The sequence below is a fragment of the Pseudomonas sp. SbOxS1 genome, assembly GCF_013416725.1.
Classification (GTDB): Bacteria; Pseudomonadota; Gammaproteobacteria; order Pseudomonadales; family Pseudomonadaceae; genus Aquipseudomonas.
On sequence record NZ_JAAVXC010000008.1, the window covers coordinates 291,533 to 316,044 of the forward strand.

The 24,512-nt window shown below is 61.3% G+C and carries 20 protein-coding genes; 19 read left to right on the forward strand and 1 reads right to left on the reverse strand.

Annotation, left to right across the window (positions count from 1 at the left end; translation table 11 throughout):
* Positions 1 to 4 precede the first annotated feature (4 nt).
* The 18 genes from aroK (at position 5) to gspM (ending at position 22,146) form a co-directional block, all read left to right on the forward strand.
* Positions 5 to 523, forward strand: coding sequence for a shikimate kinase AroK (gene aroK / locus HFK74_RS13455; protein WP_032831512.1), 519 nt, complete (start codon positions 5 to 7; stop codon positions 521 to 523).
* Between the two features lie 151 nt (positions 524 to 674).
* Positions 675 to 1,775, forward strand: a complete 1,101-nt coding sequence (aroB, locus tag HFK74_RS13460; RefSeq protein ID WP_180203922.1) for a 3-dehydroquinate synthase — start codon at positions 675 to 677, stop codon at positions 1,773 to 1,775.
* A gap of 10 nt (positions 1,776 to 1,785) precedes the next feature.
* Positions 1,786 to 3,369 carry an AAA family ATPase gene (locus HFK74_RS13465; RefSeq protein WP_180203923.1) on the forward strand — a complete coding sequence of 528 codons (1,584 nt, stop codon included), beginning with the start codon at positions 1,786 to 1,788 and terminating at the stop codon, positions 3,367 to 3,369.
* Between the two features lie 350 nt (positions 3,370 to 3,719).
* A complete protein-coding gene (gltB, locus tag HFK74_RS13470; protein WP_180203924.1) occupies positions 3,720 to 8,165 on the forward strand; it encodes a glutamate synthase large subunit in 4,446 nt (1,481 codons plus the stop codon).
* A 32-nt stretch (positions 8,166 to 8,197) separates the two neighbouring features.
* Positions 8,198 to 9,616: an FAD-dependent oxidoreductase gene (locus HFK74_RS13475; RefSeq protein ID WP_180203925.1), complete on the forward strand. Its 1,419-nt coding sequence runs from the start codon at positions 8,198 to 8,200 to the stop codon at positions 9,614 to 9,616.
* Between the two features lie 239 nt (positions 9,617 to 9,855).
* Positions 9,856 to 10,923: a uroporphyrinogen decarboxylase gene (hemE, locus tag HFK74_RS13480; RefSeq protein WP_180203926.1), complete on the forward strand. Its 1,068-nt coding sequence runs from the start codon at positions 9,856 to 9,858 to the stop codon at positions 10,921 to 10,923.
* A 291-nt stretch (positions 10,924 to 11,214) separates the two neighbouring features.
* Positions 11,215 to 12,681, forward strand: a complete 1,467-nt coding sequence (gene gbpA / locus HFK74_RS13485) for an N-acetylglucosamine-binding protein GbpA (RefSeq protein WP_180203927.1) — start codon at positions 11,215 to 11,217, stop codon at positions 12,679 to 12,681.
* A gap of 108 nt (positions 12,682 to 12,789) precedes the next feature.
* Complete coding sequence (locus HFK74_RS13490) at positions 12,790 to 13,308, forward strand: type II secretion system protein N (protein WP_368738162.1); 519 nt, start codon at positions 12,790 to 12,792, stop codon at positions 13,306 to 13,308.
* An 8-nt stretch (positions 13,309 to 13,316) separates the two neighbouring features.
* Positions 13,317 to 15,236, forward strand: a complete 1,920-nt coding sequence (gene gspD, locus HFK74_RS13495) for a type II secretion system secretin GspD (RefSeq protein ID WP_180203928.1) — start codon at positions 13,317 to 13,319, stop codon at positions 15,234 to 15,236.
* Positions 15,233 to 16,711, forward strand: a complete 1,479-nt coding sequence (gspE, locus tag HFK74_RS13500) for a type II secretion system ATPase GspE (RefSeq protein ID WP_180203929.1) — start codon at positions 15,233 to 15,235, stop codon at positions 16,709 to 16,711. Before gspD ends, gspE begins: the two co-directional genes overlap by 4 nt.
* Positions 16,712 to 16,714: 3 nt before the next feature.
* Entirely contained in the window at positions 16,715 to 17,923 is a 1,209-nt protein-coding gene (gene gspF / locus HFK74_RS13505; RefSeq protein WP_180203930.1) for a type II secretion system inner membrane protein GspF, read from the forward strand.
* Between the two features lie 3 nt (positions 17,924 to 17,926).
* Positions 17,927 to 18,376 carry a type II secretion system major pseudopilin GspG gene (gene gspG / locus HFK74_RS13510; protein WP_180203931.1) on the forward strand — a complete coding sequence of 150 codons (450 nt, stop codon included), beginning with the start codon at positions 17,927 to 17,929 and terminating at the stop codon, positions 18,374 to 18,376.
* A gap of 3 nt (positions 18,377 to 18,379) precedes the next feature.
* The gene (gene gspH, locus HFK74_RS13515) at positions 18,380 to 18,847 is read left to right on the forward strand and encodes a type II secretion system minor pseudopilin GspH (protein ID WP_180203932.1); all 468 of its coding nucleotides are present in this window, start codon (positions 18,380 to 18,382) and stop codon (positions 18,845 to 18,847) included.
* The gene (gene gspI / locus HFK74_RS13520; protein WP_180203933.1) at positions 18,840 to 19,223 is read left to right on the forward strand and encodes a type II secretion system minor pseudopilin GspI; all 384 of its coding nucleotides are present in this window, start codon (positions 18,840 to 18,842) and stop codon (positions 19,221 to 19,223) included. The genes gspH and gspI overlap by 8 nt, the downstream gene beginning before the upstream one ends.
* Positions 19,216 to 19,758 (forward strand): type II secretion system protein GspJ, encoded by a 543-nt coding sequence (locus HFK74_RS13525; protein ID WP_180203934.1) that lies wholly within the window; start codon positions 19,216 to 19,218, stop codon positions 19,756 to 19,758. Before gspI ends, HFK74_RS13525 begins: the two co-directional genes overlap by 8 nt.
* The gene (locus HFK74_RS13530; RefSeq protein ID WP_180203935.1) at positions 19,755 to 20,585 is read left to right on the forward strand and encodes a type II secretion system protein GspK; all 831 of its coding nucleotides are present in this window, start codon (positions 19,755 to 19,757) and stop codon (positions 20,583 to 20,585) included. Before HFK74_RS13525 ends, HFK74_RS13530 begins: the two co-directional genes overlap by 4 nt.
* Entirely contained in the window at positions 20,582 to 21,688 is a 1,107-nt protein-coding gene (gspL, locus tag HFK74_RS13535; RefSeq protein WP_180203936.1) for a type II secretion system protein GspL, read from the forward strand. The genes HFK74_RS13530 and gspL overlap by 4 nt, the downstream gene beginning before the upstream one ends.
* Positions 21,685 to 22,146, forward strand: coding sequence for a type II secretion system protein GspM (gspM, locus tag HFK74_RS13540; protein ID WP_180203937.1), 462 nt, complete (start codon positions 21,685 to 21,687; stop codon positions 22,144 to 22,146). Before gspL ends, gspM begins: the two co-directional genes overlap by 4 nt.
* Here the strand turns inward: gspM and HFK74_RS13545 are convergent.
* A complete protein-coding gene (locus HFK74_RS13545; protein ID WP_180203938.1) occupies positions 22,139 to 23,419 on the reverse strand; it encodes an MFS transporter in 1,281 nt (426 codons plus the stop codon). The two genes, gspM and HFK74_RS13545, sit on opposite strands and share 8 nt — an antisense overlap.
* A 119-nt stretch (positions 23,420 to 23,538) precedes the next feature.
* Between HFK74_RS13545 and HFK74_RS13550 the strand changes: the two genes are divergently transcribed.
* Positions 23,539 to 24,441: a LysR family transcriptional regulator gene (locus tag HFK74_RS13550; protein ID WP_180203939.1), complete on the forward strand. Its 903-nt coding sequence runs from the start codon at positions 23,539 to 23,541 to the stop codon at positions 24,439 to 24,441.
* Positions 24,442 to 24,512: the final 71 nt, after the last annotated feature.

Genomic DNA, 24,512 nt, shown 5'->3' on the forward strand with positions numbered 1-24,512 from the left:
TTCTGTGCGAAATTTGATACTTGTAGGACCGATGGGGGCTGGAAAAAGCACCATCGGCCGATTGCTGGCCAAAGAGCTGCGCTTGCCATTCAAAGATTCCGATAAGGAAATTGAATTACGCACGGGCGCCAATATCCCATGGATTTTCGACAAGGAAGGCGAACCGGGCTTTCGTGAGCGCGAACAGGCAATGATTGCCGAGCTGTGCGATTACGACGGCGTGGTGCTGGCGACGGGCGGTGGCGCGGTCATGCGCGAAGCCAATCGTCGGGCGCTGCGCGCCGGCGGACGGGTGGTCTATCTGCATGCCTCCGTCGAGCAGCAGGTCGGCCGCACGTCCCGCGACCGCAATCGGCCATTGTTGCGCACAGCCGATCCGGCCAAGACCCTCCGGGATCTGCTGGCGATCCGCGATCCCCTTTATCGGGAAATCGCCGATCTGGTGGTGGAAACCGATGAGCGCCCGCCGCGAATGGTCGTGCTCGACATCCTGGAGCGCTTGCAGCAATTGCCGCCCCGTTAAAGCGTCGCACGAAATGCGCTATCCTCGGCGTCCTGCCATGACCGCTCCAGGTTGTGGCGAGCGGCCGACGAACGGCGTCATACCAGCGGTGGCCGTAGACATTCGTTAACTCAAGGCAGGTTGCCTGATTCCATCTTCACTGTGGGGACACATGCAGACACTCAAGGTCGATCTAGGCGAGCGCAGCTACCCGATTCATATTGGCGAAGGTTTGTTGGACCAGCCTGAGCTGCTGGCCCCGCATATTCGCGGACGGCAAGTGGCGATCATTTCCAATGAAACCGTCGCGCCGCTCTATCTCGAACGCCTGACCCGCAGCCTTGCGCAGTTCTCGGTGATTTCCGTGGTGCTGCCAGACGGCGAGGCCTTCAAGACCTGGGAAACCCTGCAGCTGATTTTCGACGGTCTGCTGACCGCGCGGCACGATCGGCGCACCACGGTGATTGCCCTGGGCGGCGGCGTGATTGGCGACATGGCTGGCTTTGCGGCTGCCTGCTACCAGCGCGGTGTCGATTTCATCCAGGTTCCGACCACGCTGCTGTCGCAGGTTGACTCTTCGGTGGGCGGCAAGACCGGGATCAACCATCCGCTGGGCAAGAACATGGTCGGCGCCTTCTATCAGCCGAACGTCGTGCTGATCGACACCACGTCCCTCAACACCCTGCCAGCCCGCGAGCTGTCCGCCGGCCTGGCCGAAGTCATCAAGTACGGGCTGATCTGCGATGAGCCGTTCCTGACCTGGCTGGAAGACAACGTCGACCGCCTGCGCAATCTGGATCAGCAAGCCCTGACCTATGCCATCGAGCGCTCCTGTGCAGCCAAGGCGGCCGTGGTCGGTGCCGACGAGAAGGAGACCGGTGTACGTGCAACGCTCAACCTGGGTCATACCTTCGGTCACGCCATCGAGACCCACATGGGCTATGGTGTCTGGCTGCATGGTGAAGCGGTCGCTGCTGGCACTGTAATGGCTCTGGAAATGTCCGCGCGCCTGGGCTGGATCAGCGAACAGGAGCGCGATCGCGGCATTCGCCTGTTCCAGCGCGCCGGCCTGCCGGTTGTTCCGCCTGAAGAGATGACGCCAGCCGATTTCCTCGAACACATGGCAATTGACAAGAAAGTGATCGACGGTCGTTTGCGCCTGGTGCTGCTGCGCCACATGGGCGAAGCGGTAGTGACCGACGATTATCCGAAAGAGGTTCTACAGGCCACGCTGGGAGCGGATTACCGCGCCTTGGCTCAGCTTAAAGGTTAATAAGAACGCGATGACTAGTTTGCATGCCGACGAGGCTTTCCTCGGCCACTACCAGTTGAATCATGACCCTTTTGCTCCACGGGTCCCTGGCTTCAAGTTTTTCCCTGCCCAGCGCAAGCCGGTGCTGGGGCAGTTGCACCATCTGGCGCGGTACAGCCAGTTGCTGTTGGTAGTCACAGGTCCGCACGGCAGTGGCAAGACCCTGCTGCGTCAGGCTCTGGTGGCCAGTACCAACAAGCAGACCGTGCAAAGCGTGGTGGTTTCCGCCCGTGGTGCGGGTGATTCGGCTGGCGTGTTGCGCCAGGTTGCCCAGGCGCTGGACGTTGCCCAGGCCGAGGTCGGTGCAATCCTGAAACAGGTGGTGCAGCTTGCTCTCACGGGGCAGGAAGTCTATCTACTGGTCGATGACGCCGAGCAGCTCGACGAGTCCGCGCTTGAAGCCTTGATGGCCCTTGGTGCGGGTGCGCCGGAAGGCCGTCCGCATGTGTTCCTGTTCGGCGAGTCGTCGATGATCGCTCAACTTGAGGCTTTGCAACTCGAGGAAGAACGCTTCCACGTCATCGAGTTGCAGCCTTACACCGAAGAGGAAACGCGTGAATACCTGGAGCAGCGGCTCGAAGGCGCCGGCCGGGGTATCGAACTTTTCACCGCAAATCAGATCTCTGATATTCACGAAAGCTCCGAGGGTTGGCCTGGCAATATCAACCAGGTTGCCCGCGATGCGATGATCGAAGCCATGATTGCCAGCCGCTCAGCGGTGAAGCGTCCAAGTATGGGGTTCAATATGCCGAAGAAACACGTATTGGCGATTTCCGCCGTCGTTGTGGTCGCGGTAGCCGCGGCCTGGTTGATGCCCGGTCGCAGCAAGGCACCGACCACGGGTGCGCCTGCCAACGAACAGGCGCAACTACCGCTCGGCCAGGGTTCGCAAGGCGGTGCTCCGGCCGTCGAATTCGCCGGCAACTCGCAGCCAACGCCATTGCCGTTGGTCGGCAATTCGCAACCGGTCATGCGGGCTCCATTGGCCGAAGCGGCGGGTGGCATTACCGAGGGCGATGACGGCGTGCCGGTCGAGGGTTCCAGCGCCACACCGCCGACTGTGACCACCATTGCACCGCCAGCCGGCGTTCCAGCCGGTCCTGCGCCAACGCCGGCAGCCAAGCCGACGCCCGCACCGACCCAGGTCGCCACCGCCAAGCCAGCGCCTACTCCGGTTGCCAAGCCGGCTCCAGCCCAGGCGCCAGCCAAGCCAGCCGCCGTTGCCGCCAAGCCGGCCGATAAGCCAGCGACCGTCGCCAAGGCTGCCGGTGGCACCTGGTACGCAGATCAGGCGCCAGGTAACTACGTGGTGCAGATCCTCGGCACCAGCTCCGAAACGGCCGCGCAAAACTTCGTCAAGGAGCAGGGCGGCGAGTACCGTTATTTCAAGAAGGTCCTCAACGGCAAGCCGCTCTACGTGATCACCTACGGCAACTTCGCCAATCGTGATGCAGCCGTTTCCGCCATCAAGGCCTTGCCAGCGAAGGTTCAGGCTGGTAAACCTTGGCCACGCTCTGTCGCCAGCGTCCAACAGGAACTGGCAACAGCTCGCTGAAGATTCGGCGGCCTTACCCAGGCCGCCTCTCCAAGCACCTCAAAATTTCTGCACGGCATGCCGCCTCTACAGGCCGCGTGCCTTGTGGTGTCTGCGTCACAGTAGTCTTTGAGTCGTTGCGGTCAAAATTAAAAAAAGTTTTGACTAGCACAGCAGATCGCTTTAAACCTTTCACAAATGCGACATAGATTTGCGACATTTCGTCGCCAAATTTGTGAGGCCAAGTGTCGGTGTGTACAATGACCTCCCTTTTGCCCCCGCAAAGCTGGCGTACGTTCGGCGCGGATGGTAAGTGGTTGAATTGAAAAGAAATTTGCCTCGATGAGAGGCAGCCTGGTGAGAAAGTGTCTATGAAAGCAGGTCTGTACCAACCAGATGAATTCAAGGATAACTGCGGTTTCGGCCTGATTGCCCATATGCAGGGCGAGCCCAGTCATACCCTTTTGCAAACGGCCATCGAGGCCCTGACCTGCATGACCCACCGCGGTGGGATTAATGCTGACGGCAAGACCGGTGACGGTTGCGGTCTGCTGATTCAAAAGCCGGACGTGTTCCTGCGAGCCATCGCCCAGGAAACCTTCGGCGTCGAATTGCCCAAGCAATACGCCGTGGGCATGGTTTTCTTTAACCAGGACCCGGTCAAAGCCGAAGCCGCTCGCGAGAACATGAACCGCGAGATCGTGGCTGCCGGCCTGCAGTTGGTCGGCTGGCGCAAAGTGCCGATCGACACCAGCGTCCTCGGCCGCCTGGCCCTTGAGCGCCTGCCACAGATCGAGCAGGTGTTCATCGGTGGCGAAGGCCTGAGCGACCAGGACATGGCCGTCAAGCTGTTCACCTCCCGTCGTCGCTCATCGGTGTCCAACGCCGCCGATACCGACCACTACGTCTGCAGCTTTTCGCACAAGACCATTATCTACAAAGGCCTGATGATGCCGGCGGACCTGACCGCCTTCTATCCAGACCTGAGCGATGAGCGCCTGCAAACCTCGATTTGCGTGTTCCACCAGCGCTTCTCCACCAACACCCTGCCGAAATGGCCGCTGGCCCAACCGTTCCGCTTCCTGGCGCACAACGGCGAGATCAACACCATCACCGGCAACCGCAACTGGGCCGTGGCCCGTCGCACCAAGTTCACCAACGATCTGATGGACCTGGAAGAGCTCGGCCCGCTGGTCAACCGCGTCGGTTCCGACTCCTCGAGCATGGACAACATGCTCGAGCTGATGGTCACTGGCGGCATCGACCTGTTCCGTGGCGTGCGGATGATCATTCCGCCTGCGTGGCAGAACGTCGAGACCATGGACCCGGACCTGCGCGCGTTCTACGAATACAACTCGATGCACATGGAGCCGTGGGACGGCCCGGCCGGCGTGGTAATGACCGATGGTCGCTACGCGGTGTGCCTGCTCGACCGTAACGGTCTGCGTCCGGCGCGTTGGGTCACCACCAAGAACGGTTTCATCACCCTGGCTTCGGAAATCGGTGTCTGGAACTACCAGCCTGAAGACGTGATCGCCAAGGGCCGCGTTGGCCCGGGCCAGATCTTTGCCGTGGACACCGAGACCGGTCAGATCCTCGACACCGATGCCATCGACAACCGCCTCAAGTCGCGTCATCCGTACAAGCAATGGCTGCGCAAGAATGCCCTGCGCATCCAGGCGACCATGGAAGACAACGACCACGGTTCGGCCTTCTACGACGTCGATCAGCTCAAGCAATACATGAAGATGTACCAGGTCACGTTCGAAGAGCGCGACCAGGTGCTGCGTCCGCTCGGCGAACAAGGCTACGAAGCCGTGGGCTCGATGGGCGACGATACGCCGATGGCCGTGCTGTCCCAGCGCGTGCGCACGCCGTACGACTATTTCCGCCAGCAGTTCGCGCAGGTCACCAACCCGCCGATCGACCCGCTGCGTGAAGCCATCGTCATGTCGCTGGAGATCTGCCTAGGTGCCGAGCGCAACATCTTCCAGGAGTCGCCGGAACACGCTTCGCGCGTGATCCTCAGCTCGCCGGTCATTTCCCCGGCCAAGTGGCGCTCGCTGATGAACCTCGATCGTCCGGGCTTCGAACGCCAGAAAATCGACCTCAACTACGATGAAAGCATCGGTCTGGAAGCAGCGATCCGTAACGTCGCCGATCAGGCTGAAGAAGCCGTGCGCGCCGGTCGTACGCAGATCGTCCTGAGTGACCGTCACATTGCCCCGGGCAAGTTGCCGATCCACGCCTCCCTGGCCACCGGCGCGGTACACCACCGCCTGACCGAGAAGGGCCTGCGTTGCGACTCCAACATCCTGGTGGAAACCGCGACCGCTCGCGATCCGCATCACTTCGCCGTGTTGATCGGTTTCGGTGCTTCTGCCGTTTATCCGTTCCTGGCCTATGAAGTGCTGGGCGACCTGATCCGCACCGGTGAAGTACTGGGCGACCTCTACGAGGTGTTCAAGAACTACCGTAAAGGCATCACCAAGGGCCTGCTCAAGATCCTGTCGAAGATGGGTATCTCGACCATCACTTCGTACCGCGGTGCGCAGTTGTTCGAGGCGATTGGCCTGTCCGAGGAAGTCTGCAACCTGAGCTTCAAGGGCGTGCCAAGCCGCATCAAGGGCGCGCGTTTCGTCGACATCGAAGCCGAGCAGAAAGCCCTGGCTACCGAAGCCTGGAGCGCGCGCAAGCCGATCCAGCAAGGTGGCCTGCTGAAATTCGTCCACGGCGGCGAATATCACGCCTACAACCCGGACGTGGTCAATACCCTGCAAGCCGCTGTGCAACAGGGCGACTACAGCAAGTTCAAGGAATACACCTCGCTGGTGGACAACCGCCCGGTGTCGATGATCCGTGACCTGCTGAAGGTGAAAACCCTCGACACGCCGCTGGACATCAGCGAAATCGAACCACTGGAATCGGTGCTCAAGCGCTTCGACTCCGCCGGTATCTCCCTGGGCGCCCTGTCGCCTGAGGCTCACGAAGCCCTGGCCGAAGCCATGAACCGCCTCGGTGCGCGTTCCAACTCCGGCGAAGGCGGCGAAGACCCGGCGCGCTACGGCACCATCAAGAGCTCGAAAATCAAGCAGGTTGCTACCGGTCGTTTCGGTGTGACCCCGGAATACCTGGTCAATGCCGAAGTGCTGCAGATCAAGGTTGCCCAGGGCGCCAAGCCGGGCGAGGGTGGTCAATTGCCAGGCGGCAAGGTCAACGGCCTGATCGCCAAGCTGCGTTACGCAGTGCCAGGCGTGACCCTGATTTCGCCACCACCGCACCACGACATCTATTCGATCGAAGACTTGTCGCAGCTGATTTTTGACCTCAAGCAGGTCAACCCGAAGGCGCTGGTCTCGGTGAAGCTGGTAGCGGAAGCAGGCGTCGGTACCATCGCCGCCGGTGTGGCCAAGGCCTATGCCGACCTGATCACCATCTCCGGCTACGACGGCGGTACCGGCGCATCGCCGCTGACCTCGATCAAATACGCGGGCGCACCGTGGGAGCTCGGCCTGGCCGAAACCCACCAGACCCTGCGCGGCAACGACCTGCGCGGCAAAGTCCGGGTACAGACCGACGGCGGCTTGAAAACCGGCCTCGACGTGATCAAGGCAGCCATCCTCGGCGCTGAAAGCTTCGGCTTCGGCACCGCGCCGATGATCGCCCTGGGCTGCAAATACCTGCGCATCTGCCACCTGAACAACTGCGCCACCGGCGTCGCGACCCAGAACGAGAAGCTGCGCAAGGATCACTACATCGGTACCGTCGACATGGTGGTGAACTTCTTCACCTACGTCGCCGAAGAAACCCGTGAGTGGCTGGCCAAGCTGGGCGTGCGTTCCCTCGAAGAGTTGATCGGTCGTACCGATCTGCTGGAAGTGCTCGAAGGCCAGACCGCCAAGCAGCATCACCTGGACCTGACCCCATTGCTGGGCAGCGACCACGTGCCGGCGGACAAGCCGCAGTTCTGCGGCGTTGAGCGCAACCCGCCGTTCGACAAAGGCCTGCTGGCCGAGAAAATGGTCGACATGGCCACCTCGGCGATCAACGACAAGAGCGGCGCGGAATTCGAGCTGGATATCTGCAACTGCGACCGTTCCATCGGCGCGCGGATCTCCGGCGACATCGCCCGCAAGCACGGCAACCAGGGCATGGCCAACGCGCCGATCACCTTCCGCTTCAAGGGCACGGCTGGCCAGAGCTTCGGTGTGTGGAACGCCGGCGGCCTGAACATGTACCTGGAAGGCGACGCCAACGACTACGTCGGCAAGGGCATGACCGGCGGCAAGCTGGTGATCGTTCCGCCAAAAGGCAGCATCTACAAGACCCAGGACAGTGCCATCATCGGCAACACCTGCCTGTACGGCGCCACTGGCGGCAAGCTGTTCGCCGCCGGTACCGCGGGTGAGCGTTTCGCCGTGCGTAACTCCGGTGCCCACACCGTCGTGGAAGGCACTGGTGATCACTGCTGCGAGTACATGACCGGTGGTTTCGTCTGCGTCCTGGGCAAGACCGGTTACAACTTCGGTTCTGGCATGACCGGCGGTTTCGCCTACGTGCTCGACCAGGACAACACATTCGTTGACCGGGTCAACCACGAACTGGTGGAAATCCAGCGGATCAGCGGTGAGGCGATGGAAGCCTACCGCAGCCATTTGCAACGCGTGCTGAACGAGTACGTCGAGGAAACCGACAGCGAGTGGGGTCGTGAACTCGCCGAGAACCTCGACGATTACGTGCGCCGTTTCTGGTTGGTCAAGCCCAAGGCTGCCTCCCTGAAATCGTTGCTTTCCAGCACCCGTGCCAACCCGCAGTGATATGCGCCTGAAGAGTTTGATGAGGTTTTAAAATGGCTGAACGTCTGAATAATGACTTCCAGTTCATCGAGGTCGGGCGCAAGGATCCGAAGAAGAAACTGTTGCGTCAACGCAAGAAAGAGTTCGTGGAAATCTACGAACCCTTCAAACCCCAGCAGTCGGCCGACCAGGCCCACCGCTGCCTGGGTTGCGGTAACCCGTATTGCGAATGGAAGTGCCCGGTGCACAACTTCATTCCCAACTGGCTGAAACTGGTGGCCGAGGGCAACATCCTCGCCGCCGCCGAGCTGTCGCACCAGACCAACACCCTGCCGGAAGTCTGCGGCCGGGTGTGCCCGCAGGACCGTCTGTGCGAGGGTGCCTGCACCCTCAACGACGGCTTCGGCGCGGTGACCATCGGTTCGGTGGAGAAGTACATCACCGACACCGCGTTCGCCATGGGCTGGCGCCCGGACATGTCCAAGGTCAAGCCGACTGGCAAGCGTGTCGCGATCATCGGTGCGGGCCCCGCGGGCCTGGGCTGTGCCGACGTGCTGGTGCGTGGCGGCGTGACCCCGGTGGTGTTCGACAAGAACCCGGAAATCGGTGGCCTGCTGACCTTCGGCATCCCCGAGTTCAAGCTGGAAAAGACCGTGCTGAGCAATCGTCGCGAAGTCTTCAGCGGCATGGGCATCCAGTTCCGCCTCAATACCGAGGTGGGCAAGGACGTGACCATGGAGCAACTGCTCGAAGAATACGATGCCGTATTCATGGGCATGGGCACCTACACCTACATGAAAGGCGGCTTCGCCGGTGAAGACCTGCCGGGCGTGTACGACGCGCTGGACTTCCTGATCGCCAACGTCAACCGCAACCTGGGCTTTGAAAAGTCGCCGGAAGATTTCGTCGACATGAAGGGCAAGAAGGTCGTGGTACTCGGCGGTGGCGACACCGCGATGGACTGCAACCGTACTTCGATTCGCCAGGGTGCCAAGTCGGTGACCTGTGCTTATCGTCGTGACGAAGCGAACATGCCGGGCTCGCGCAAAGAGGTGAAGAACGCCAAGGAAGAAGGCGTGAAGTTCCTCTACAACCGCCAGCCGATCGCGATTGTCGGTGAAGACCGGGTCGAAGGCGTCAAGGTGGTCGAGACCCGTCTCGGCGAGCCGGACGCCCGTGGCCGTCGCAGCCCCGAGCCGATCCCGGGCTCCGAAGAGATCATCCCGGCCGACGCCGTGGTCATCGCCTTCGGTTTCCGTCCAAGCCCGGCGCCGTGGTTCGAACAGTTCAGCATCCAGACCGACAGCCAGGGCCGCGTCGTGGCACCCGAGCAAGGTCAGTACAAGCACCAGACCAGCAACCCGAAAATCTTCGCCGGTGGCGATATGGTTCGCGGTTCTGACCTGGTGGTGACGGCGATCTTCGAAGGCCGTAATGCGGCGGAAGGGATCCTGGATTACCTGGGCGTCTGATCAGGCGGCACAAAACCTGTAGGAGCGAGCCTGCTCGCGATGGCGGTGAATCAGTCACCAGATGTATTGACTGACACTCAGCTATCGCGAGCAGGCTCGCTCCTACAGTTGTTTTGTGGTGTTGCGAAGATCGTGTCCCCCCGCGACAAATTGACCCGATAGACAAAAGGCTGACCTGCATTCGTGCCTTTTGCGTCCGGCTCTGAGAAAATGCCCGCACTTTTTTTCCGGATGCCGACATGACTGCCCTGAAGAACGACCGTTTCCTGCGCGCCCTGCTCAAGCAACCCGTAGACGTCACCCCTGTGTGGATGATGCGTCAAGCCGGTCGCTACCTGCCTGAATACCGCGCCAGCCGCGCCAAGGCCGGCGATTTCATGAGCCTGTGCATGAACCCGGCGTTCGCTTGCGAAGTCACGCTGCAGCCGCTCGACCGCTATCCGCAGCTGGACGCGGCGATCCTCTTCTCCGACATCCTGACCATCCCCGATGCCATGGGCCAAGGCCTGTACTTCGAAACCGGCGAAGGCCCGCGCTTCAGGAAAGTCGTCAGCACCCTGGCCGACATCGAAGCCCTGCCGATTCCTGATCCACAGAAAGACCTGGGTTACGTGATGGACGCGGTCAGCACCATTCGCCGTGAACTGAACGGCCGCGTGCCGTTGATCGGCTTCGCCGGCAGCCCATGGACACTGGCCACCTACATGGTCGAAGGCGGCTCGTCGAAAGACTACCGCAAGACCAAAACCATGCTGTACGACAACCCGCAAGCCTTGCACCTGCTTCTGGACAAGCTCGCGCAGACGGTCACCAGCTACCTCAACGGCCAGATCCTGGCCGGCGCGCAAGCAGTTCAGATCTTCGACAGCTGGGGCGGCAGCCTCTCGGCGGCGGCGTACCAGGAGTTCTCCCTGGCTTATATGCGCAAAATCGTCAGCGGCCTGATCCGCGAGCACGAAGGCCGCAAGGTTCCGGTCATTCTGTTCACCAAGAACGGCGGCCTGTGGCTGGAAAGCATTGCTGATGCTGGCGCTGATGCCCTCGGCCTGGACTGGACGTGCGACATCGGCAGCGCCCGCGCCCGTGTCGGCGACAAGGTTGCCCTGCAAGGCAACATGGACCCGACCGTGCTCTACGCCAAACCTGAAGCGATCCGTGCCGAAGTGGGCCGTATCCTCGCCAGCTACGGCAAGGGCAGCGGCCACGTGTTCAACCTCGGCCATGGCATCACCCCGGAAGTCGATCCGGAGCACGCCGGCGCCTTCCTGCGCGCGGTGCATGACTTGTCGGCGCAGTATCACGAATAACAGCGTTTCAGTTGTTTAAAGCCCGTCCGGCCTGGTGCCGAACGGGCTTTTTTTAAGTTTGGTTTTTCATGTCCAACTCAAGTGTTACCTCTTGTAAGATCTTTTTCATTTTGTGTTGGGTATATGAATGGGTCGAATAATCCTGCTGTAAGTGGAGATTTTCCCTACATATAAAGTTATTTCATCCAAGTAAATTTATCGACCCGTGCTCCCCTGTGGTGAGCAGAATTGCAATTAACGGCGTCTGCATTGCACGCCTTGATTCTCGATAAGCAGTCTGGAATTTATTGGATGAAAAATACTTATTACAAAGGAAGTGCGCTGGCCGCCTGCACTTCTTCAATGATCCTGTTATCGGCAATGTTGGCGTCACAAAGTGTGTCCGCGCATGGCTATCTGGAAGTTCCGCCTTCCCGTGCACTGCTTTGCCAGAAAGGAGTGAACACCAACTGTGGCGCTGCGCAATACGAGCCACAAAGCGTGGGCGAAACCTTCAAGGGATTCCCGGCAGGCAGTGGCGGAGCGCCCTTGCAGGGACCGATCGACGGCAAGATCCCCAGCGGTGCCCATCCTAGCTTTTCTGCCATGGACGCCCAGTCGGCAACCCGATGGAGCCTGACTGAAATCCGCGACCGTAACATCGATTTCCAATGGCGCTACACGCAAGCACACCCAGCCACCAAGCATGAGTATTTCATCACTCGCAACGGTTGGAATCCTAACGAGCCCCTCAAGCGCGCCTCGTTCGAAAGCACGCCGTTCTGTTCCGTCGACGGCGGACATCAACTGCCGGTCTCCGGCGCCAAGCACAACTGCACCATCCCTGATGACAAATCCGGGCAGCACATCATCCTGGGTATATGGACCGTGGGTGACACTGATGCTGCGTTCTATAACGCGGCCGATGTGAACATTCTTGCCGAGCCGGCGCTGCCGGGTGGCTGGTCTTCAGTAGGCAGCATTTCTGCCGGGACCCCGTTGCTGGTTGGCGACAAGGTCAAGGCTCGCGCATTCTCGGCCAATGGTGAGAGCCCGGAATACAGCGTGGAAGTTTCCATTGATACCGTAGAAGAAGGTTCGCCGAACAACTGGTCGTTCAAGTTGGCAGAGAAAATCAACAAGACTCACACGGTTATCCGCGCTGGTATTCGTAACGAAAATGGCGACATCGAGCCGATCCGTGGCAACAACACCTTGTACGCACAAAAACAAAGCGGCGTAACCCGCTACGAAGTGCAATTGAACATGCAGGAAGATGCAACGGCTCGCCTGTCGGTGGCTTCCCGGCAAGATGAGTATGTGTTGGACAAAGGCTTGGCCAAGATTGATTTCAACATCCTGTCCAATCGCAAGATGAATGTCGAAGCGACGCTGTTCGATGAGAGCAACAAGCTGGTCGGCTCCACTTCCGCACAAGTGGACAGCGGGCCGACCTCGATGGCCATTGATGTTCGCAGCAACCCCGGCAAACACACCCTGACGCTGGTCGGCACGACTCTGGATGGCCGGACCACTCGCCAGGATACCCAGGTGACCCAGTTGACCGGTGAGGGTGCTGGCGCCGACTACGACTTCGTGTTCCCGCAAAACCTTGGCGAGTACACCGCCGGTACCAAGGTGCTGCAGCCGAAGACCAATGAAGTCTTTGAGTGCAAGCCATTCCCTGAGTCTGGTTATTGCAAGCAGTTCAGCCCGTCCGCCAATGGTTTTGAACCAGGTGTCGGTGCGCATTGGCACATGGCCTGGAACAAGCTCTAAGTCCCTCGCAGTACTTCAAGTGACCTGTAAAGGTCGCTTGAAGGTTCTCTTTTTAATTGAGTTGCAAATGACGGTTTCGGGTTATCGAACGGCTCGAGTGAACTACTCGTGAAGAAATCATGGATGGTGGTGAGCCGTTTAGGCCTGCTGGTCTTGCCAGTGGGTTATGCATTGCTGCTGATCTGGCAGGAATGGCACTTTCGTGAACGCCTCGCCTCGCCGCCGCTCCCAGTGGCGGCGCCAACCTCTGTACCCGTCCATGTACCGCTGGATGCTACTGCAGTGGCGTCGGTGCTGGGCCTGACCCAGGGAACCTCGTTGCTTGCCAGTGCCGAGCCGCTGACCTTGCAGGCCAGCTTTGTCCTGAGCAGCGGTTTGTCCCGCGCTTTGCTTGCCGATGCTCAAGGCCCGCGCATGTACCAGGTGGGCGAACGTTTGCCCGGTGGCAGCGTGCTGCGTCGCGTCGAGGCCAATCAGGTGGTGCTGTGGAACAAGGGGCGGGAAGAGCGATTAGCGCTGCAACCGTCTGCTGCGCGTTTCCTGCGCAAACTTGAGTCACCAGGCGACACACAGGCTCCCGCTATTTCTACGCGTTACCTACGCCCGGTTTCCGGGCCGTCAGAGTGATCGACATCATGAACAGTTTCATTGGCGCGCAGGCTTTGCGCTCCATGCTTTTCCTTATCGTATTGGCGAGTCTGGCTGTGCCAGGCGCGTTGCAGGCAGCCCAGGAAAAGTGGGAGTTGGCGATGAACAATGCTGAGCTGCGCGACATCGTTGAGGAAATCTCCGGCATTCTGGGGACCACCGTGGTGCTGGATCCCAGGGTCTCCGGACGCATCACGGTAATGTCTCAACAAGCCCTTGATCGCGAAGGCGTGCGCCGCTTGTTCTACGGGGTGCTCGACGCCCACAACTTCACGGTGATCGATGAGGGTGACCGCATCCTGATCACGCCAGTGACCGAAGCCAAGACACGCGCCGGCACCAGCCCTGCAAAAAACGCTACACCCTCGCAATTTGTCACCCGGGTGATCGAGCTGAACAACAGCAGTGCCGCCGACATCGCCGGGCTGGTCCGGCCATTGGTCTCGGCCAACGGCTATGTCGGGCCGTCCGTGTCGGCCAATGCGGTGGTGGTCACGGAGACGGCATCCAATGCGCAGCGCATCGTCCAGGTCATCCGCCAGCTGGATTCCGGACAAGGCAACATGCACGCCGTGGTGCAGTTGCGCCACGCCCGCGCCAGTGAGGTGGTCCCCGTAATGGAAGCCTCCCTGGGCAAGCGCACGGCCGAGAACGCGATCCAGGTATTGGCCGACAGCAGGACCAATCGCCTGATCCTGATTGGCCCGGCAGCCGTACGCCAACGCCTTGCCGAGTTGGCGCGCGGCCTCGATGTTCCTGCCACGGCGACGGAGGACAATGCCCGGGTGATCCGCTTGCGTCACAGCAACGCCAAACAGTTGGCCGAGATTCTGGAAAGCATAGGGCAGGGCCGAAAAGCGGCTCCGGCCCTTGGCAACAGCAAGGACACAGCGCCAGGCACTGCCTTCATGATCAAGGCCGACGAAAGCCAGAATGCGCTGGTGCTGATCGCCGAGCCGGAGCAGGTCAGGACCATCGAAAGCATTGTGCGTCAGTTGGACCAGCCCCGCGCCCAGGTGCTGATCCATGCTGCCATCGTCGAGATTTCCGGGGATATCGCTGAAGCGGTCGGCGTGCAATGGGGCATCAGCACGGGGGATGCGAAAGGCTTCATCAACTTTCCCGGCACCGATATCCCGATTGTCGGCGGCCTGGACTTCAACGAGAAAAAGTCCGCACCCGAAGGCGCGTTGTTGCGCCTGGGCAGTGATCGCTTTGGCGCATTGATTTCGGCCTTGGCCAGCAACACCCACAGCAACCTGCTCTCTACGCCAAGCCTGTTGACGCTGGACAACCAGGAAGCCCACATCATCGTCGGCCAGAACGTCCCGTTCAAGACCGGCTCCTATGCCACAAACAGCAACGGTGCAGACAATCCGTTCACCACCGTCGAACGCAAGGACGTGGGCATCAGCCTGAAGATCAAGCCTTACATCAACGAAGGCTCGACGCTGCGCCTGGAGGTCGAACAGGAGGTGTCGGACATAGCGCCCTCGGTATCGGGCATCGACTCTTCGGACCTGATCACCAACAAGCGCGCCCTCAAGAGCACCATCCTGGCCGACGATGGTGAAATCATTGTGATTGGCGGGTTGATCAGAGACAGCGTCAGAACCCAGAAAAGCGGGGTGCCGTTACTGCGTGATATTCCTTATTTGGGCGCACTGTTTCGCTGGAACCGGGACACCCAGAGCAAAAGCAATCTCATGGTGTTCCTGCGGCCCACCATCGTGCGCAGCAAGGAAGACCTGAGCGGCATCAGCCAGCAGCGGTACAACGCGCTGCGTGACTTGAGCCAGTCGGGGGCACGGGATAACAACTCGTTGCTGCTGCCGGCCGATTCGCGTCAGCTGTTCGAACCGGTTTCCGATGCGCCCGTGTTCGATCTGCGCAAGCCTGCGCCATGACTCGTTCAATCGGTGATTGCCAGCCACTTCCCTTCGGTTTTGCCCGTCGATTCGGCGTGCTGCTGGAGTGCGAAGGTGACCAGCCAAGACTTGCGGTGCGTGCCGATACGCCGCTCACCGCCGTGGCGGAAGCTCGCCGGGCATGCGCTCGCGAGCTGCCGCTGCGGGTGCTAAACCCCGAGATTTTTGCAGCACGCCTGGCAGCCGCCTACCGCGAAGGCCAGAGCGCCGCCGAGCAGGTGGCCCAAGGGCTGGACGAAGAACTGGACTTGCTGAGCCTGGTGGACAAGGTGCCGCAAACCGCCGATTTGCTGGAGCAGCAAGGCGATGCGCCGATCATCCGCTTGATCAATGCGTTACTCAGCGAGGCCATGCGCGAGCAAGCCTCAGATGTGCATCTGGAAACCTTCGAGCAGTACCTGTCGGTGCGCATGCGGGTCGACGGGCAGTTGCGTGAAATGCTTCGGCCTCGACGTGAATTGGCGACGCTGCTGGTGTCGCGCATCAAGGTCATGGCGCGCCTGGATATCGCTGAAAAACGCGTGCCCCAGGATGGGCGGATGGCCTTGCGCCTTGCCGGGCATGAAGTCGATGTGCGGGTCTCGACCCTGCCTTCGGCACACGGCGAACGGGTGGTACTGCGCTTGCTCGACAAGCAGGCCGGGCGCCTTGAACTGTCGCGCCTGGGCATGCCGCAGGACATCCTCCGGGACCTGCGCCACCTCCTGGGAAAACCCCACGGCATCCTGCTGGTGACCGGGCCTACCGGCTCAGGCAAGACCACCAGCCTGTACGCCGCGCTGAACAGCCTGAACGACCAGACCCGCAATATCCTCACCGTCGAAGATCCCATCGAATACCACCTGCCGGGTGTGGGGCAGATGCCGGTCAACCCGAAAGTGGACATGACCTTTGCCCGGGGGTTGCGAGCGATCCTGCGCCAGGACCCGGACGTGGTGATGGTCGGCGAAATCCGTGACCGCGAGACCGCCGAAATTGCCGTCCAGGCTTCCCTGACCGGTCATCTGGTGCTCTCGACGCTGCACACCAACAGTGCGGTCGGTGCGGTGACGCGCCTGGCGGACATGGGTGTCGATGCCTACCTGCTGGCATCGTCGCTGGTGGGCATTCTGGCCCAGCGATTACTGCGCACGCTGTGCCCTCATTGCAAGGCGCCTTATGACGCGGATGCGACGGCATGCCAGCGTCTGGGGCTTGGCGCCGCACCGCTGCAGCTGTTCCGGGCCGTGGGCTGTGAGCAGTGCCAGCACGGTTATCGCGGGCGCGTCGGCATCTATGAACTGATCAGCGTCACACCGGCTATGGCTGCGCTGATTCACCGGGGAGCCAGTGAACAGGCCTTGGCCAACGAGGCCCGCCAGCAGTCGCGCAGTCTGTTCCAGGACGGCCGCCAACGGGTGCTGGACGGGCTGACCAGTCTCGACGAGCTACTGCGCGTGACGCGGGAGGACTAGGTCATGCCGACATTCGATTACCGGGCCGATGACGTCCAGGGCAGCCAGCGCAAGGGGCGGCTGGAGGCGGACAGCCCCCGTCATGCGCGGCAACTGTTGCGTGAGCGCGGGTTGTGGCCGCGGGACTTGAAGGAAATCCGGGTCGTTGCTGGCGCAAACAAGCCCGGCAGTGCAGGTCGATTGAGTGCCGCCGACCTGGCACTGCTGACGCTGCAATTGTCCACACTGGTCCAGGCCGGCTTGCCCTTGGAGGAGTCCCTTGAGGCCGTGGCGAAACAGAGTGCCAAGCGCCGGGTTGCCAGTTTGCTGTCGGCGGTCCGCAGCCGGGTCATGGAAGGCCATGCCCTGGCCGCTGCGCTGGCGCAGTTTCCCAAGGCGTTCCCCGAACTGTTCCGCGCCACGGTGGCCGCCGGAGAACGTTCCGGCCATCTGGGCCAGGTGCTGGAGCAATTGGCTGCGTACACCCAGGCTCGCCAGGCCTCACGGCAAAAAATCCAGATGGCGCTGGTGTACCCCTTGATCCTGATGTTGGCCAGCGTGGTCATCGTCGGCTTTCTGCTCGGTTACGTGGTGCCGGACGTGGTGAAGATTTTTGTCGACAGCGGCCAACCGTTGCCATGGTTGACGCGGGCGTTGATTGGTACCAGTGACGGGTTGCGCAACCATGGCCTACTGGTGATCGTCGCGCTGGCGCTGCTGATCGCCCTTTGGCGCTGGAGCTTGCGTCAACGGGTCTGGCGCCTGCGCTGGCATCGCCTGGTGTTGAACCTGCCGGTCTGTGGTGACGTGCTGCGTGCGATGGAAGCTGCACGATTTGCCAGCACCCTGGCGATCCTAGGCAAAAGCGCCGTGCCCTTGGTCGACGCTCTGGAAATTGCCGCTGCCGTGATCGGCAACCTGACCATCCGTGCGCGGATGACCGATGTCGCCCGCTCGGTTCGCGAAGGTGGAACCCTGACCCATGGCCTGGAACTGAGCGGCGACATCCCGCCGATGATGCTGCACATGATCGCCAGTGGCGAGCGTGCGGGAGAACTCGATCGCATGCTGGCCCGTGCCGCCGAACAACAGGAGAGCAGCCTGGCGGCGCGTATTGCCTTGGTGGTGAGCCTGTTCGAGCCGGCCATGCTCGTGATGATGGGCGGTGTGGTGCTGCTGATCGTCCTGGCCATTCTGCTTCCGATTCTCAGCCTCAACCAATTGGTGAATTGACCCATGAACGCTTTACGTCACAGAACTTCCCAGCACGGTTTTACCCTGATCGAGATCATGGTGGTGGTCGTCATCATCGGCATCCTGGGGGCAATCGTGGTGCCGCAGTTCATGAGCCGTCCCGACCAGGCCAAAGTCACCGCTGCCAACGTCGATCTGCAGGCTATCGCCACCGCCCTGGAAATGTATCGCCTCGACAACTTCCACTACCCCTCCACGCAGCAGGGGCTGGAGGCCTTGAGCAAGCATCCTTCCGGGGTGCCGGCGCCGCGGAACTGGAACCCACAGGGTTACCTGAAAAGTTTGCCCGTCGATCCGTGGGGCACGCCGTATCAGTACCTCAATCCCGGTGTTAAATCGGTCGATGGCGGCTACGACTTGTATTCCCTCGGCTCTGATGGCGTAGCGGGTGGCGAAGGGCACGCGGCGGAAATCGGCAATTGGGGTGGTTGAAGCATGCCGCGCCGTTGTCGGGGATTTACCTTGCTGGAAATGATGATAGTGATCGTCTTGATCGGCGTGCTGGTGGGCATGGTGAGTCTTGCCACCGGCGTTAACCCGGTACAGCAAGCTCGGCAGGAAGCGGGCGCCTTGGCTGGCGTCATCCGCCAACTGCGGGAACAGGCAGTGCTCGAAGGGCGGGAATACGGCCTGCGGCTGAGCGCCGAAGGGTACCGGGCAATGCGCCTCGATGGGCGTAGCTGGGAACCACTGGCAGCCTTCTACCGATGGCCCGAGAGCATGCGGCTGAGCCTTGAGCAGGAGGGATATTCCATGCGGCTGGGCGCTGACGCCGGCCCTCCCCAGATTCTGCTGTACAGCAGCGATGAAACCAGCAGTTTCACACTGGCGTTCGCAGGCCAGGACAGGATCTGGGCGACGGTGACCGGCGATGGCATCGGTGAGGTGATGGTCGATGACTGAGCCGTCGTTCATGTCTCGCATGGGCGGATTCACCTTGCTTGAAGTCATGGTGGCCCTGGCGATTTTCGCGACCCTGGCGACGGCGGTGCTGTCCGCCAGCCAATACGTGGTGAAGCAGGCAGGCACTGCCGAAGAGCGCCTTCTCGCGGCCTGGGTGGCAGACAACCAGCTGAACGAGATGCGCCTGCAATCATTCCCCGTGAGTGCACAGTCACAACAGGTGGTGAGCATGGGGAGTCGCGACTGGGTGGTGCGTCAATACGTCGGCGTGGCGAGCGATCCGCATGGGGTGCCGGTCGAGGTCGAAGTCGGCCTCGCCGGTCGTGACCAGACCCTGTTCCGCACCAGTGGCTGGATAGCCAATCGTCATGAATGAGCAAGGCGGATTCACCCTGCTGGAACTGGTGATTGCCATCTCGATTTTCGCCTTGTTGGGGCTGGCCAGCTGGACGCTGTTCGACGGTGTGGTGCGTGTGCAGCAAGGCACGCAGAGCCACGAACGTGAGTTTCGAAACCTGCAACGCGCCGTGGCCGTGATCGAGCGCGACCTGCTGCACATCGCGCAACAGCCGGTCGTGCTTGAGCCGTCGCAGTTGCAGCTGTTGCGCGGCAATTGGCGCAATCCGCTGGACTTGCCGCGCAGTGAGCGACAGCTGCTGACCTATCGACTCGACAACGGCGTGCTATGGCGCGACAGTCGGGCAGAAGGCGCCCAGAGCGTGCAGCGGCAAAAACTCCTCGGCGATGTCCGAGACCTGCGCTGGCGTTTGTACGACAGCCAGGTCGGCTGGCGCGGTGATTGGCCGTCCGGTCAGAACCTGAGAGCGCCCCTGGCGGTGGAAATGCAGATGTCGGCAGGGCGTTTCGAAGCGATCCGCCGGGTGCTGTTATTACCGCAGGCACTGCCATGAGGACAGGTCAACGTGGCGTCGCCTTGATCAGTGTGTTGCTGGTCATGAGCCTGGCGCTGTTAATCGTCGGCGGCATGCTGCGCAGCCATCGCGCATTGCTGCAAAGCACGGGGCAGCAGTTACAGCAGATGCACCTGCGGCAACTCGGTGTCGCCGGGGAAAGCTGGGGCCTGGGAGTGCTCAAGGCTCAGCAAAAAGACAGCGAGCCGATTGCTGAACCGTCCAGTACTTTCGCCGTTGAAGACGCGCAGATACGCGTCGACATCGAGGACCTGGCCGGGCGTTTCAACCTCAATGCCCTGTTGATTCAGGGCCAGATCGATCAAGTCACGCTAAATCGCTGGGCGCGTTTGCTGACGCTGCTTGAACTGCCGTCGTTGCAACTTGAGCAAGTGGGGGCGCTGCGCGAGCTCAGCCAGCTGCGACTGCTTCCCGGCGTCGACGCTGAGCTGTTGCGTCGCCTGGCGCCCTGGGTCGCGTTGTTACCGGTAGAGGCGGCGACGAACATCAACACGGCACCGGCGCTGGTGTTGCGCACGCTCGACGGTGTCGAGCGCACAACGGCCGAAGCCCTGGTACGCCAACGTTCCGCAGCAGGCTGGCCAAGCGTTCAAGCCTTTACCCAGGACCCGCTGTTGTCAGGTCTGGGCTTGAACAGTCATGGCCTGGGTGTTGACAGCCGCTGGTACCGCATCACCGTTCAAGTGACCCAGGGGCAGGCTCATCTGCGGCTGGCCACCGATGTCGAACGCGACCCAAAGACGCGTCAGTTGAAGATCCTGCAACGGCGTGTCCTCCCCTCGAACGCAAGCGAGATACCGCAATGAAAACCTGGCTTTACCTGACCGCCGAAGGCTTGGCCCGGCCCACGCTCGCCTGGCCATGTTGCCGATGGACTTCGACCGGCGAACGGCAGCGCCTGCGATTGGATCAAGCGGCACAGGTACTGGCTGGGCAGGCGGTCGATGTGCTGTTGCCCATGGAATTGTGCAGCTGGTTGCGCAGTGATCCATGGCCGTCCAGGCGCCAGCCCGGTGCCCAGGCCATCGCCTTCGCCGTCGAAGAGCAACTGAGCGAGGCACTGGAAAAGCTGCACCTGAGCATCGGTGCGCGCGACTCGCAAGGTCGCTATCCGGTGATGGTGATCGACCGCGAACGATTTGCCGCGGTGCTCGCGCTCTTGGCCGAAGCAGGTATTGAAGTGCGATCCGTATTTGTCGATGCCGATGTGTTGCCTCCTGGCCAGGCGCTCGGTATCTGGTGGTGTGGCCGCTGGCTGCTCGGTGGTGGCTTGCCTGCGCGCCTGACCTTGTCGGATGACGGTTTGCTGGCGCTCAAGCCAGGCTTGCCCATGGACATGCAGTGGCGCGACGAGCGTCAAGACGCCACTGATATCGATCAGTGGCTGACCTCAGAGCATGGACAGCCGATCAATCTGTTGCACGGTGATTTCGCTGCGCCTCGAAAGCGTCTGCCCTGGCGTCTCGGCGGGCTGGTCGTGCTGGCGCTGGTGCTTCTCGACTGGGGCGCCAGCGAGGCGCGGATCGGCTTTGTCCAAAGCCAGGCCCGTCAGCTATACAGCCGCAACGAGCAGCAATTCAAGGCGCTTTATCCGGACCAGACCCGCATCGTTGACCTGGCGCTGCAACTCAAGGCGTTGCAAAGCCAGAATGCGGCCCCCCGGGACGGTCATATTGCCGGGCTGGTCAAACTCGTCGAGCAAGTCATTGGCGCCAGCAACGTCGATGTCCAGCGCATTGAATTTCGCGAAAGCGATGGTTGGAAAGTCCGGCTGACCGCCAGTAGTTTTACCGAACTGGAATTATTGCGTGAACGTGGCCGCCAGCAAGGTTTGCCTGTGCGACTCGACAGCGCGAGCAAGGAAGGCGATCGGGTGCAGGCGACCCTGACCCTGGAGCAAGGCGCATGAAGTTGAGCGGGTTGATCACATGGCTGGCGCTGCTGCAGCGCTGGCAACGTCTGTCGCTGCGCGAACGGCGGTTGTTACTGATGTTGGGCACGTTTGCTTTTGGCGTGGGGGCATTCGTTCTGGTCTGGCAACCGACGCAGCAACGCCTTGCGACGGCCGAGCGTCAGTATCAGCAGCAGCTGGCACTGGCGGCGCAATTGCAACTGGCGCGCCCACGCAATACGCGCGAGCCTGTCACCCAGCCGCTATCGCTTCACGTCAGTGAAAGCGCGACCGAGGCGGGGCTCGAATTGCATCAGGTCAACACCGACGGCGATCAATTGCGCCTGAGCCTCAGCGGTGACGCCAAGGCATTGCTGGCATGGCTGGACCGCATCGAACGCAATGGCACCGCGCTGCAATCCTTGACCCTGGAAAAGCGCAACGCGGTGCTGGAGGCACGTGTGGTGCTCAGATAGTCGCGCCGGCTCCCGGCAGCGGCGGCAACTTCGCCAGCTTCAAGGCCACCAGCAACGCCACCACCAGCAATGCGCCAATGAACAAGCCGATCCCGTTCCAGCCGCCCAGGTGCCAGAACACGCCGCCCGCCGTACCGGCAATGCTTCCCCCGGCGTAGTAGCTGAACAGGTACAAGGACGATGCCTGGCCCTTGGCCTTGAGGGCACGGCGGCCGATCCAGCTGCTGGCGACCGAGTGGGCACCGAAGAAGCCGAACGTGAAGACCAGCATGCCGAGGATGACCAGCGGCAATGGCGTAAACATCGTCAGGGCGAGGCCGCTGATCATCAGCGCGATAGTGCTCCAGAGCACTTTGCGGCGACCGATTTTGTCCGCCAGCGAGCCGATTTTCGCCGAGCTGTAGATACCCGACAGGTACACCACGGAAAGCAGCCCCACAAACACCTGATCCATGTGATACGGCTCGGCCAGCAAGCGGTAGCCGATGTAGTTGAACAAGGTGACGAACGCACCCATCAGCACGAAGGCTTCGAGGAACAGCAGCGGCAGGCCGGCGTCGCGAAAGTGCATGGTGAACCCGTCGACCAGGCTGCGCGGGTGCAGCGAGCGGGGGCGGAAGTTGCGCGACTCAGGGAGGATTTTCCAGAACACCGCTGCCGCAATCAGCGCCAGGCCGCCGATCACCAGCATTGCCGTGTGCCAGCTTACGAAGTCGATCAATACACCGGTGATAAGACGCCCGCTCATCCCGCCGATGGCATTGCCGCCGATGTACAAGCCCATGGCGAGGCCGATGTGCTGCGGGTGAATCTCTTCGCTCAGGTAGGTCATCGCAACCGCCGCCAGGCCGCTCAACGACAACCCAATCAGCGCGCGCATCGCCAGCACGCCATGCCAGCTCGGCATCATCGCGCTGGCCATGGTGCACAGTGCGGCGGCAAACAGCGCCGCGACCATCACCGGTTTGCGGCCGACACGGTCGGAGATCGGGCCGGTGATCAGCAGGCCGATGGCAAGCATGCCCGTGGCCACGGACAGGATCAGGCTGCTCTGTGCCGCGTTGATGGAGTATTCATGGGACAGCAACGGCATCATCGGTTGCACGCAGTAGAGCAAGGCGAACGTCGCGAAGCCGCCGCAGAACAGCGCCAGCACGGTGCGCATGAAGGCTGGCGTGCCTTTTTCGATGTAGATCTCTTTCAGCTCGACAGCCACATCGTCCAGTGCGGCGGGAGGAATTTCATGGGTAAGTGGAGCGACAGCAGTTTTCACGGTGGACCTCGGAGGAACGCAGCCGGTCAGGCAATGAAAAAAGCATATAGCTGGCTAATGATTCAATCCAATATATTGTTCGACCTGTTTGATAGCTTTAACGACCTAATGGGGTTTTCATGGAATTGCGTCATCTGCGCTACTTCATCGCCGTCGCCGAAGAACTGCATTTCGGCCGCGCCGCACAGGTGCTGGGCATCTCCCAACCACCGCTGAGCCAGCAGATCCAGGCGCTGGAACAGGAGGTCGGCGCGCGCTTGTTCGAGCGTACCAATCGTCGTGTCGAACTGAGCGAGGCCGGTCGACTGTTCCTGGAAGAGGCGCGCCTGGTGCTGGCGCAGGTCGATAAGGCGGCGGATGTCGCGCGGCGGGCGCAGTTGGGCGAACTGGGGGAGCTGAAAATCGGCTTCACTTCGTCGGCACCGTTCAACTCAACGATTCCCCAGGCGATTTTTTCGTTTCGCCAGCGTTTTCCGGCGGTGCATTTGAACCTGCGGGAAATGAGCAGCACCCAGGTCGCCGATGCACTCGTGGATGAGTCGATCGAAGTCGGCATCATGCGCCCCCTCGGGCTGCCGGACTGCCTCAGTGTCGTCGAGTTGATGCGCGAGCCGTTGGTCGCCGTGCTCAGCGCCAAACATCCATTGGCCCATGGCAGTGAAGAGGGATTGTTCCTGTCAGCGTTGGCCCTCGAGCCCTTCGTGTTTTTCCCGCGCAGCTACGGCAGTGGCCTGTACGCGCAATTACTCAGCCTGGCCCGTGATGCCGGCTTCAGCCCGCACTTCGCCCAGGAGGCCGGCGAGGCGATGACCATTATCGGTTTGGTGGCCGCGGGGTTGGGTGTGTCGGTGCTGCCGGCGTCTTATCAGCGGATGCGCATTGACGGCGTGGTCTATCGAGCGCTGCTCGATCCGGCAGCGGTGTCGGCGGTGTGGCTGGTGCAGCGCAAGGACCAGAAGTCGCCGATGGCCAGGGCGTTTGTGGAGTTGTTGACGAGGAAGGTTGAGCCGTTGAAGCCGTAACAGGATTGCCGCTACCACCACCCCTTTGTAGGAGCTGGCTTGCCAGCGAAGGCACCCGCAAGACCACCGTA